Below are 11,937 nucleotides of genomic sequence, written 5' to 3'. Positions count from 1 at the left end.
CTCAAAGCGGGTGCAAAAGTACAACTTCTTTTTAATCCCGCAAGCCTTTTTGAAAATAAATCTCTTTATTTTTTTTGAAGCTTTTCAGTAAATCTAAGAACTCTCACAATCCCTTTTCACCTTTCGGTCAGGGAGGGCAAAGGTAAAACCTTTATCCTTTATGTGCAAATCTTTTTTTACTTATTTTAAAGGCCTTTCAGCACTTTTAAATTGCTTCACTTGCTTCAATATCTATAAGAACTTCGCCTCTAATGCGGGTGCAAAAGTAACAACTCTTTCCACTTCTACAAGCTTTTAAATACCTTTTTTTAATACTTCCTTAACTTTAATTTCTAACTCACTGAATTCCTGTTTTTTGTGAGTGAAAGTTTTTTGCCTTTTGACGGGTAGCTTTGGGAAAGAAGTGCGGGTTTAAGGCTGGTTTGTGAGGGTTTTGCCTTTTGTACGGGTTTTACTTTTGCGGGATATCCCCTGGATAGGGCTGAATTTTGCTGGTTTGTCGCTTTTGCTTCGTTTTTACTCTTATATATAAGGAGAGTCTTTCGCGTTGTTTACCAATTTGGACTGGTTTTTACTCAAAGCCCCGATGGAAGCGGCATACCCTGCCCCTTTCGGCAGGGAGAAAGCGAACAGCGGGAAAGAACTTTACCAATAAAACCCGGAGATCACTCCTCATATATATAAAGGAGTAAAATAATCGATTTTTGGTTTTATAGACATTTGTCATGTTTTAACCGCAATCCAAAAAATACCTTTGCTATATAAATGACACATTATATATATGAAGAAGGTACTTATTATTAATGGACACCCAAATCCTGCCAGTTTTAATTTCGGGCTGGCTGATACTTATAAAGCCGGAGCGCTACAAAGCGGTGCTATTGTAGAGGAGATCATTATCGCAAAACTCAACTTTAACCCTAACCTTGCTTTTGGATACCAAAAAAGGATAGAACTGGAACCGGATCTTGTTGCTGCCTGGGAAAAAATAAAACAGGCCGATCACCTTGTTTGGATACATCCTGTATGGTGGGGCGGACTACCGGCCATAACAAAAGGTTTTATTGACAGGTTGTTTTTACCCGGCATGGCTTTTAGGTATCGTGAGAATTCTGTTTTTTGGGACAAGCTGCTTAAGGGTAAGTCAGCTCATATTATTACAACCCTCGATCAGCCGGGCTGGTACTATTGGCTCATGTATGGAAAACCAAGCGTGAACCAGCTAAAAAAGTCGGTTCTTAATTTTTGCGGCATCAGTCCTGTTAAGACTACCTATATAGGCATAGTAAAAACTGCCGATGCTGCTAAACGAAAAAAATGGCTGGACCGTGTATATAAATTAGGTGTCAATTTAAAATAAGAAAACATGGCAAGAGTAAAACTTGTAAAAAAACGGCAGGTTATTGATATGACTGCTATGGTAGATGTCGCTTTTCTACTTCTCACCTTCCTTATATTAACCGCACAACCTAAAGAAACAGAAATACTACCTGTAGATGTACCGTCATCCATAGTATCTGCCGGCGTACCCGATGACGCACTCATTATAACAGTAGGCGATAATGGAAAAGCAACCCTGAGAATAAAGGATAAATCAATAAGGAAAAAAACTCTGGAAAAGATGGCTGCTAAATATGGTATTTTATTTAAGGAGAAAGAAAAAAACTCTTTTGAAGGAATGGAAGTTTTTGGGAGTCCGTTAAACCAGATTAATCACTTATTGTCTTTAACTCCTATAGAGATGGAAAAGATGAAACATGCAGGAATACCCACAGATTCTATTGGCAAAATGCCTTCGGAATTATTCAACTGGGTTATTGAGGCGCGCCATACGGCAAAAGAAATACATTTTAAAGAATTACAGGTAGCGATTAAAGCAGATGGGAATGAGAATTATACTCACGTAAAAAAGATCATTGACATATTACAGAGCCAGAAGATAAACCGCTTTAGCCTGGTAACAAACCTGAAAACAAAATTATAGATCTTTATACTGCGCCCTGATTCTGCTCAAGTGTCGCGGCGTTACCCCCAAAAACGAAGCCAGGTAGCGCAGAGGTATATACTTTATATAATTGGGATACCTTTTAAGCATAGTCTCATACCTTTGGCTGCCTGATTCTTTTTGAAACGAAGCAACTCTTTTCTCTAAATCTACATATTGCATTTCGGCAAGAAGCCTCCCTATTTTTTGCCACTCATTACTTTCCTCGTATAATTTTTCGAGATCTTTCTTTTTGATCACGATCAGCTCGGTATCAAAAAGCGCCTGAATACTATCTTCTGCGGGAAGCTGGGTGATAAAACTAGCATAGGCCGACATGAGTTCGCCTTCAAAAGTAATACAGTTGGTAATTTCGTCACCACTCTCATTAATATAAAAAGAACGAAGTGCACCTTTTTGTATATAAGCAATTTCGTCGCTTACCATATCCTGCTGTATAAGGTACTCTCCTTTTTTTAAACGCTTTTCAAAAATACAGCTGTCTATATTGTTTAAATCGTTTTCGGTAAGAATATTAAAGGAGCTAAAAAGCGTTTTCATCTGGAGGATAATTATACCCCAAATATAAGGGTTCCCTAGATAAAAATAGAGCTTTACAATTCATTAAATTTCCGTGACACTACCCTTCATTTTCTTTATCAAATTAGCCTGAAACATTTTACAGTTATTTAAAACCAATGAAAAGTGTTGCTCTACCACAAATGATTATGTTCCATTTAAAGAAGATTACAAATTTAAAAACCTGCAGCTCTCTTGTTGACTAGGATAATACTCTTTTAACAGACAGAAATAATGAATGGATGTAAAAACTGCCTGGATTAGTAAAGAATAACAGCTGCTTTATTGCTGTAGGATTAGCCCATTTAAGATACAAATGCGGACTCATTGAGCAACTTAGATATCTGGGTTATTCAGTTGAGCGTGTTACAATGAAATCGCAAATTTTAAAACATTCAAAAAATCAGCTAAAGGCCCTTAACGGGCTTTTTTTATTTTAAAAAGTAGGATTCTACTTTAAAAAGTAAAAAATAATTTTCAATAAAATCATCTAATTAACTCATTGCATGTCAGTTAATAATTAATAAGTTGAATTTTTTAATTATATAATAAATAAAATTCAGTTATTGTTTCGCTACACTCATTAAATTATAAATATTTCGTTAATTTTTTGATAAAAAAATATTTTCGAAATTCTATGAAAATATTTAACTACTACATTTACAACCACTTACATGCCTTCTGTTTCAATTTTATCGCCTTATCATTAATCTTAAATACATCATTGTGAATACAATTATAGTAATATTAAGACTTATCAGGATAAAATTAAAATCTGCCCATCCCCCCTGAGGCATAGTCTTACGCATCCGAAGAATTTACTAACATTAAAATTATAATATGATGAAAAGATTACACCTTACATTAATGATCTTATTCTTTGGGCTTTCTACTATATACGCCCAGCAGAATTACTTTTATTATTATCAAAACGAAAAAGTACAATTAACTCTTAACAAAGATTTTTTAAATATTAGTACTAAAGGAGAAATTAAGAGAGAACAGCTTGCTGAACTTGGCCTTAAAATTGAAAAGGTAATAACCAAACCTACATCTAAGTCTAACGGAATCACTAAACTACAATTCGTAAATGCACCTAAAGAAGTAGAGTACTATCAAAAAATTAACGCTTTAAGGCAAGTTAAGAATGTAACCCATGTTGCCCAATACTTTGAAAGAGGGCACGATGCAAAACCTATTGGGTTATCGAATACTTTTTATGTAAAATTAAAAAGTGAAGGAAATACTGAAAGTCTAAATGAGGTTGTTAAAGCTAAAAACTTAAGCATTGTTAAACAGGTTCCTTATATGCCGGAATGGTACATACTTTCCATTAATGCCGGAAGTACTGATAATGTACTGGACGTAACAAACTATATTATGGAGACAGGTAATTTTGCAGATATTGACCCTGCCTTTATGTTCAATTTTGAACGTACCTGTACAAATGATACGGATTTTGGAAGCTTATGGGGACTTGATAACAGCTCAAACCCGGCAATAGATATTAATGCCTGCCAGGCATGGACTATTACACAAGGTATTGGTAGTAAAGCAGCAATACTTGATCAGGGTATTGACATAAGCCATAATGATTTAGATACTAATATTTTAGGCCCTGGTTACAATGCACCAACAGGTACTTCCCCAAGTATTTTTGGCGGAGCCAGCCACGGTACTCACGTAGCCGGTACCGTAGGTGCTATTAAAGATAACAATCTACAAGTAGTTGGAGTTTCTCCAAAATCTAAAATATTACCTATAAGCCACCCTCTAAGCTTAACTCCTGCAATTTCTGCCGAACTGGCAAGCGGTATAAGCTGGGCATGGCAAAACAATGCCGATGTTATCAATAATTCATGGGGAGATCAGGGAGGTGCTTACTATAGCCAGCTTCAAAGTGCAATACTTGAGAATGCAATAGTAAATGCACTTACTTTAGGAAGAAACGGTTTAGGAACACTTGTTGTATTTGCAGCAGGTAATTACGGAACCTCTGGTGCTGTTATGGATTATCCAGGAACTTATCATAATGATATCACTACTGTAGGTTCTATAACATCATCCGGAGCACGTTCAAGTTTTTCAGGCTATGGCGCTAAACTGGACGTAGTAGCACCGGGAAGCAACATTCTATCTACATTACCCGGAAATAATATTGGAGCTATGAACGGAACTTCTATGGCATCGCCTCACGTTACCGGTACTATAGCCCTTATACTTTCTATAAACCCTTGCTTAACAGCACTACAGGTTAGAAACATTTTAGAAAGCACATCTCAAAAAGTAGGTGGTTATTCTTATGCTACTGCGACTGGCAGACCAAACGGAATATGGAATAACGAAATGGGATATGGCTTAATTGATGCCTATGCAGCAGTACAAATGGCACAAAGCATTCTTAATCCGAACCTTGACCTTTATGTAAAAGATTCTCAAACACCTCTTGACACTGGTATACAGCCAAACACTGTTACTCCATATATGTGGAACAGCCAGGATATCTGGGTAAGGGTTTATGCTGATAACGGACTTGTACATCAAAACCCTGATTACAGCCCAATGGGAAATCCAAATACTGTATATGTTAGAGTAAAAAACAGAAGCTGCGTACCATCTACAGGTAATGAAAAATTAAGACTATACTGGGCTAAGGCCGGAACTTCTTTATCATGGCCGGCAAGCTGGAACGGAACTACAACCTTGGGCGGACAGTCAATGGGTAACCTGATAGGAACAGTATTAATACCAGCATTACTACCAGGACAAGAAGCAATCGTCCCGTTTTCATGGGTTGTGCCTAATCCTGCAAACTATTCAGGTATAACAACAGAACCTTGGCATTTTTGCTTACTTACAAGGATCGATGCACCAAATGATCCAATGGCTTCAATTGAAACAACAGATCTTAATGACAATGTTAGAAAAAACAACAACATTGCATGGAGAAACGTAACTGTAGTAGACGCTATTGCAAACAACAGTGTACCTGTAGGCGGTGTTATAGCAGTAGGTAACCCTTTCAATGCCGTTCGCCCATATACACTGGAATTTGTTTCTGAAAAAGGTGAGCCTGGAAAAGCTATTTTTATGGATGCTGAAGTAACTATTAAAATGAACGGAACGTTACTTGAAGCATGGGCTGCAGGTGGACAGCAAAGAGAGCAGATGACGTACTTACCACAGGAAGGTAAACTTGTAGTAACAGGGGAAAATGCCCGACTTCCAAAAATTACATTACAGCCAAACCAAATAGGAACGCTGAATTTAGCCTTCAAATTTAAAAAAGAAGCCTCTACCAAGAAGAACTTTGTATACCATGTAATACAAAGAGACGCTGAAACCGGAAGGATCATTGGCGGTGAAACCTATTACATTAACAAAGTACAGCAAGGCGAGCAGCCGGGAACTCCAGCAGTGGATACCGCCGATGCGGCACCTTCAACTAATTACTTAGCAGCACTTGCTCCAAATCCGGCGACAGATAATGTTTTGGTTCAGTACAGCATAAGCAATACTACCCAAGCAAGTATCATGATCATCGGAAGCTATGGAACTACTACAAGTTCAAACAGTTATGATCTTGATGTAAACAGTACAGAAATGAACATCAACATTTCCAAATACCCAAGTGGTTTCTATACTGTAGCATTAGTATGTGATGGCAAAATAACACATACAAAAACGCTGGTTAAGAAATAATAAAATCTAATAAATGTAAATGCCCGTGTTCATCACGGGCATTTTTTATTTTCAGATAACACACTTAAACACAAAAACGCAGCAACAAGAACGATTTATACCTTTTATGAAAGAAAAATTATAGTAAATTCTTTAAAAACAAATTGCAACAAATTGTATGTGTATTGTTAATGCTTTATATTTGCGTTCTATAAATTTTTAAGAATGATAAATATTACATTGCCGGACGGTTCGGTTAAGAAATTCGACGCAGGGGTTACTCCCATGGACGTTGCCATGAGCATTAGTGAAGGTTTAGCAAGAAACGTGATTTCTGCTTCCTTTAATGGTACAACAGTTGAAACGAAAACCCCACTAACGACGGACGGCTCATTAATATTATACACCTGGAACGATAAAGAGGGTAAAAAAGCATTTTGGCACTCTTCTTCTCACGTTTTGGCGCAAGCCCTGCAGGAAATGTATCCTGGTATCAAACTTACTATTGGCCCTGCTATTGATAATGGTTTTTACTATGACGTAGATTTTGGCGAACATACTGTAAGCGATAAAGACTTTAAAGCTATCGAAGACAAAGTTCTGGCCATTGCAAGGGAAAAATATGAATTCACAATGCGCAGTGCTACAAAAGCAGAAGCGCTTGAGATGTATAAAAACGAAAACAACCCATACAAAGTAGAGCTGATAGAAAACCTTGAAGACGGTACTATTACTTTTTGCGACCATGCTACCTTTACCGACTTATGTCGTGGAGGACATATTCCAAATACAGGAATTATCAAGGCCGTGAAAATTATGAGTGTTGCCGGTGCTTACTGGAGAGGTGACGAAAAGAACAAACAGCTTACCCGCATTTATGGTATTACTTTCCCTAAACAGAAAGACCTTACAGAATACCTTGAACTTCTTGAGGAAGCTAAACGCCGTGACCACCGTAAGTTAGGTAAAGAACTTGAACTGTTTGCTTTTTCGGCAAAAGTAGGCCAGGGTTTACCGCTATGGTTACCTAAAGGTGCTGCACTACGCGATCGTTTGGAACAATTTTTAAAGAAAGCACAAAAAAAAGCCGGATATGAGCAGGTGGTAACACCGCACATAGGACAAAAAGAATTATATGTTACATCTGGCCACTATGCTAAATATGGTGCAGATAGCTTCCAACCTATTCATACACCTCACGAAGGTGAAGAATTTTTGCTAAAACCAATGAACTGCCCACATCACTGCGAAATTTACAATACCAAACCATGGTCTTATAAAGACCTGCCTAAGCGTTATGCCGAATTTGGTACTGTTTACCGTTATGAGCAGAGTGGTGAGCTTCATGGGTTAACACGCGTTCGCGGATTTACTCAGGATGATGCACACATTTTCTGTACACCGGATCAGCTTGATGAAGAGTTCAAAAAAGTAATTGACCTTGTACTTTATGTATTCAGCTCGTTAGGGTTTGAAAACTTTAGTGCACAGATCTCTTTGCGTGATAAAGAAAACAGAGAGAAATATATTGGAACAGATGAAAACTGGGAGAAAGCAGAAAACGCTATTATAAACGCAGCAAGAGACAAAGGTCTTAATACTGTTGTAGAATATGGCGAAGCAGCTTTCTATGGTCCTAAACTTGACTTCATGGTTAAGGATGCTCTAGGAAGACAATGGCAGCTAGGCACAATTCAGGTAGATTATAACTTACCTGAACGTTTTGAACTGACTTACAAGGGGTCTGACAATGAGTTACACCGTCCTGTAATGATTCACCGTGCTCCATTTGGTTCTATGGAACGTTTTATCGCAATTTTGCTTGAAAATACTGCGGGTAATTTCCCACTTTGGCTGATGCCGGAACAAGCTATCATATTGTCTCTTAGCGAGAAATATGAAAATTATGCTAAAAAAGTTTTAGAATTGCTGGAAAATCACGAAATTCGCGCCCTGGTAGATAACCGAAATGAAACCATCGGTCGAAAAATAAGGGAGGCGGAAGTTCAAAAAACGCCGTTTATGCTGATCGTTGGTGAAGAAGAGGAGAAAAATGGAACGATTTCTGTACGTCGTCATGGCGATGCAGGTAAGTCGAACCAGAGCATGACAATTGAAGAATTTGCTTCCCTAGTACAGGAAGAGATAAATAAAACACTAAAAACATTCTAAGTTTAACTTAAATTTTTAAAGCCATAGCAATAAGAAACAACAGAGGCTTCCAGCCTCGAGTAGAAAAAAAAGATGCGCACAGAACAAATAGCGCTATCCGTGTCCCTGAAGTAAGGCTTGTTGGGGAAAATGTAGAGCCTGGAGTTTACAAAACTTCACAGGCACTACAAATGGCAGAAGGGTTTGAACTTGACTTGGTGGAAATATCCCCCAATGCTGAGCCGCCTGTATGTAAGATCATGGATTACAAGAAGTTTCTTTATGAGCAAAAGAAACGCGACAAGATGCTGAAGGCAAAATCTTCGCAGATTGTTGTTAAAGAAATACGTTTCGGACCTCAGACTGATGAGCACGATTATGAATTTAAGAAAAAGAATGCCGAGAAGTTCCTTAAAGAAGGTTCTAAACTTAAAGCATTTGTATTTTTTAAAGGTCGTTCCATTATTTATAAAGAGCAAGGGCAAATCTTATTGTTAAGATTAGCAACTGATCTTGAAGAGTGGGGAAAAGTAGAAGCTATGCCTGTTCTTGAAGGAAAGAGGATGATTATGTTCATCGCGCCTAAAAAGAAAAAATAAGACCGGGTTAAAAGTCGAAAGTCTTAAAGCTTGAAGTCCATTCAGGATATCACTTTATGACCTTCGGCTTTAAACTTTGGATTATAACAAATAAGTAAGTAAGATAAATTAAAATAAAGGAAGAAAATGCCTAAAATGAAAACCAAATCCTCTGCCAAAAAACGATTCAAAGTTACAGGCTCAGGAAAGATCAAAAGAAAGCACGCTTTTAAAAGTCACATCCTGACTAAAAAATCTAAAAAGCGTAAGCTAGCTCTTACTCATTCTACATTGGTTCACCCAACAGATGAGAAAAGCATCAAACAACAGTTAAGAATTATCTAATAACTGTTTCGGTTAAACGAAATTAAATAACCCTGGAGCATGGCCAATTAAAGTTTCTGTTAACACAGAACGCCTGCTACAAAAACAAGAAAAATTATGCCAAGATCAGTAAATTCAGTAGCTTCAAGAGCCAGAAGAAAAAAGGTAATGAAGCAAGCCAAAGGTTTCTTTGGAAGACGTAAAAACGTTTGGACAGTAGCGAAAAACGCGGTAGAAAAAGCAATGGTTTATGCTTACCGTGATAGAAAACAAAAAAAGAGAAACTTCCGTGCTTTATGGATCATGCGTATCAACGCTGGTGCAAGACTTCACGGAATGAGCTATTCTCAATTCATGGGTAAAGTAAAAGGCGCAAACATCGAATTGAACCGTAAAGTTCTTGCAGATTTAGCGATGAACCACCCTGAAGTGTTTACAGCTATCGTAAACCAAGTTAAATAAACGTTTTATAAACAATATATTTATCTTACTTATTTAATAAGAACCCGCTCAGCAATGAGCGGGTTTTTTATTTACTTTAGTATCAACCTTAAAATCAATCTTATGAAAACAGATCGTTATACTAAAGTGATCCTCACTATTATTGCTGTGTGCCTTGTTATTAATGTAATGGATAAAATAAATATTATCCCTCAGGCCTATGCCGATACTCCCCTGCCTCCAAATACACCACTTACAGTAGATACTCCAAAATACGGAATTATACCCCTTAATGAAGACGGGAGCATGAATGTGACAATGAAAACCACTGCACCAATAGATGTAAACATTACAGGAATACGCACCAGTGACGACCTTGATGTAAAGATCTCCGGAATAAACACAAGCAACAATCTCAATGTAAATGTAAACCTTGATAAAATTGCCGGTTCATCGGCTTATGGCGGACTGCCGGTTAGAGTTGTAAAATAAAAAAAGCGCCCATAGGGCAGCTTTTTTATATAGATATATTAATATTTATAATCAGATATTTTAAGTGGTTGCTTTGTAGGTGCTTTTAAACCTCCCCCTGATGGAGGATTTGTTTCAACACATTTACATTTATTAACCGTGTCATCACAGCATGCAAAATAGCCTGTATAACATTTCACCGAGCAAGACATTGATACTGATACAACACTAGATCCTGATCGACATTCGACCGAACCTTTACCTCCTGAACGACAAGTTATTAGTGGATTTAAAATTTTATCATTAACAGCAATAACCTCAGATAGATCTTTTATTGGAAGCCCTCTATTTACTAGTGAATATTTAGTCGCTTTTTTATGTGATAGTCCATAACCATAGAAAATCGTTTCATTAGCATTCACATAATTTGAATCGATCGTTAACACCACAATTTCAGAATCAATCTTAAGCTTTATTAAACTGGAATTTACTTCAATTAAGGTTACTTCTTTTACTGCTGAAACATCAAAAAAATTGGGTGTGTCTAAATTGTATTGAAAAACATAGTATTCCTCAAAAGACGAATCTTTTTTAAAATTGGGGATAATAGCGATTTCCACTCCCGGTATATCTGCTAAAACAACTTGATTAGCAGTTAATGATTTCTGTTTTATATTGGAATTTGCAGACAAACACATTTCATGAGAATTCTTTTTAGCAGACTTTTTTTCATTACTACAAGCAATAAAACCTACAACCAGCATAAACATTAGTATTAAAAAAGGTAACTTTTTCATAAGCATTTATTTTATGCTAGCGAAATTAGCTTATTACAAGAGGATTAAATGAGGATTGATTTTTTTTTTAACAAGAATTAGTCGCGGTAAAATAAATTAACTAATCAGCTGTACTAGATTATGAACTATATTCAGTTGAAATTTCCCCTCCTGAATGACAAGTAACGGAAGCCCCTCAGTCCAACTGACACAGAGCACCCTTATCTGTACAGCTTTTATTGTGACTGAATGAATTTTTTCAAGGCATAATTTAGTTTCGTTACATCGTCTGCATATCTTGGATATTTTTCTATATTTCTTATACTATGATTTTGGTTATTCACAATTCCAACATCATTTTGATTAAAAAAATGTCCATTTATTATTATCCCATTTATTATACAATATGAGATATATTCAGCATTATCTTCAAATTTGGGAATTGTTTTTAGTTGGTCCGTCACATATTTTTGAGCTTCAGAAATTTGATGTCTTTCAATTCCTGCCATTGGTAATAATAGCAGGAAAAGGAAGTCATATTTTTGAAATGCTAAAAGTTCTTCCCAAGTAAAAAACCAAGCTTCAAAATGTCCTCCTAAATTACCAATGTATATATCATTTATATAGAATACCGTTTCACATTCCTGGAATTCAATATGGAAGAAAATGTCTTCATTTAACTTTCCTCCAATAAATCTTATATCTTCTTCAGATGCGTTTTCAGTAAAAAATTCCTTTTCCCATTTATGTAATTCAACTTCGTCGATGTTAAGGGTTTTAAGTGCTTCGCCAATATTAATTTCATTCTTGTCATCATATGCCCTAAAACAGCTGATATAAACATACCAAAACAATGGATTGTCTTCCAAGTCTTCTTTTGTAATTTGTCCATTCATTTTATCTATGTTCAGTTTAAAATTGTCGCTAACATTGAGGGCATGGATAACTTAAC

Annotated in this window: 12 protein-coding genes; 9 read left to right on the top strand and 3 right to left on the bottom strand. The window is 36.6% G+C overall.

Annotation, left to right across the window (positions count from 1 at the left end):
- Positions 1 to 781 precede the first annotated feature (781 nt).
- Together EPI11_RS05275 and EPI11_RS05270 are read left to right on the top strand one after the other, a co-directional pair.
- Positions 782 to 1,360, top strand: a complete 579-nt coding sequence (locus tag EPI11_RS05275; RefSeq protein ID WP_128388890.1) for an NAD(P)H-dependent oxidoreductase — start codon at positions 782 to 784, stop codon at positions 1,358 to 1,360.
- A 6-nt stretch (positions 1,361 to 1,366) separates the two neighbouring features.
- The gene (locus tag EPI11_RS05270) at positions 1,367 to 1,984 is read left to right on the top strand and encodes a biopolymer transporter ExbD (protein ID WP_128388889.1); all 618 of its coding nucleotides are present in this window, start codon (positions 1,367 to 1,369) and stop codon (positions 1,982 to 1,984) included.
- Here the strand turns inward: EPI11_RS05270 and EPI11_RS05265 are convergent.
- Entirely contained in the window at positions 1,979 to 2,545 is a 567-nt protein-coding gene (locus EPI11_RS05265; RefSeq protein WP_128388888.1) for a Crp/Fnr family transcriptional regulator, read from the bottom strand. The genes EPI11_RS05270 and EPI11_RS05265 overlap by 6 nt on opposite strands.
- A gap of 269 nt (positions 2,546 to 2,814) precedes the next feature.
- On the opposite strand from EPI11_RS05265, the gene EPI11_RS19240 reads away from it, so the two are divergent.
- The 7 genes from EPI11_RS19240 (at position 2,815) to EPI11_RS05235 (ending at position 10,230) form a co-directional block, all read left to right on the top strand.
- Positions 2,815 to 3,003, top strand: coding sequence for a TraB/GumN family protein (locus EPI11_RS19240; protein WP_394343630.1), 189 nt, complete (start codon positions 2,815 to 2,817; stop codon positions 3,001 to 3,003).
- A 403-nt stretch (positions 3,004 to 3,406) separates the two neighbouring features.
- The gene (locus EPI11_RS05260; RefSeq protein ID WP_164879110.1) at positions 3,407 to 6,265 is read left to right on the top strand and encodes a S8 family serine peptidase; all 2,859 of its coding nucleotides are present in this window, start codon (positions 3,407 to 3,409) and stop codon (positions 6,263 to 6,265) included.
- A 204-nt stretch (positions 6,266 to 6,469) separates the two neighbouring features.
- Entirely contained in the window at positions 6,470 to 8,416 is a 1,947-nt protein-coding gene (gene thrS, locus EPI11_RS05255) for a threonine--tRNA ligase (protein ID WP_128388886.1), read from the top strand.
- A gap of 29 nt (positions 8,417 to 8,445) precedes the next feature.
- Complete coding sequence (infC, locus tag EPI11_RS05250; protein WP_128388885.1) at positions 8,446 to 8,994, top strand: translation initiation factor IF-3; 549 nt, start codon at positions 8,446 to 8,448, stop codon at positions 8,992 to 8,994.
- A 126-nt stretch (positions 8,995 to 9,120) separates the two neighbouring features.
- Positions 9,121 to 9,318, top strand: coding sequence for a 50S ribosomal protein L35 (rpmI, locus tag EPI11_RS05245; protein WP_035678477.1), 198 nt, complete (start codon positions 9,121 to 9,123; stop codon positions 9,316 to 9,318).
- A gap of 96 nt (positions 9,319 to 9,414) precedes the next feature.
- The gene (gene rplT, locus EPI11_RS05240) at positions 9,415 to 9,759 is read left to right on the top strand and encodes a 50S ribosomal protein L20 (protein WP_128388884.1); all 345 of its coding nucleotides are present in this window, start codon (positions 9,415 to 9,417) and stop codon (positions 9,757 to 9,759) included.
- 102 nt (positions 9,760 to 9,861) lie between these two features.
- The gene (locus EPI11_RS05235; RefSeq protein ID WP_206619094.1) at positions 9,862 to 10,230 is read left to right on the top strand and encodes a hypothetical protein; all 369 of its coding nucleotides are present in this window, start codon (positions 9,862 to 9,864) and stop codon (positions 10,228 to 10,230) included.
- 38 nt (positions 10,231 to 10,268) lie between these two features.
- On the opposite strand, the gene EPI11_RS05230 is transcribed toward EPI11_RS05235, so the two are convergent.
- Positions 10,269 to 11,006 carry a hypothetical protein gene (locus EPI11_RS05230; RefSeq protein ID WP_128388883.1) on the bottom strand — a complete coding sequence of 246 codons (738 nt, stop codon included), beginning with the start codon at positions 11,004 to 11,006 and terminating at the stop codon, positions 10,269 to 10,271.
- 215 nt (positions 11,007 to 11,221) lie between these two features.
- Positions 11,222 to 11,881 (bottom strand): Imm19 family immunity protein, encoded by a 660-nt coding sequence (locus tag EPI11_RS05225; RefSeq protein ID WP_128388882.1) that lies wholly within the window; start codon positions 11,879 to 11,881, stop codon positions 11,222 to 11,224.
- Between the last annotated feature and the right edge of the window lie 56 nt (positions 11,882 to 11,937).

Source organism: Flavobacterium cerinum, from assembly GCF_004028155.1.
Classification (GTDB): domain Bacteria; phylum Bacteroidota; class Bacteroidia; order Flavobacteriales; family Flavobacteriaceae; genus Flavobacterium; species Flavobacterium cerinum.
This window is presented reverse-complemented; position numbering and strand designations above follow the sequence as displayed.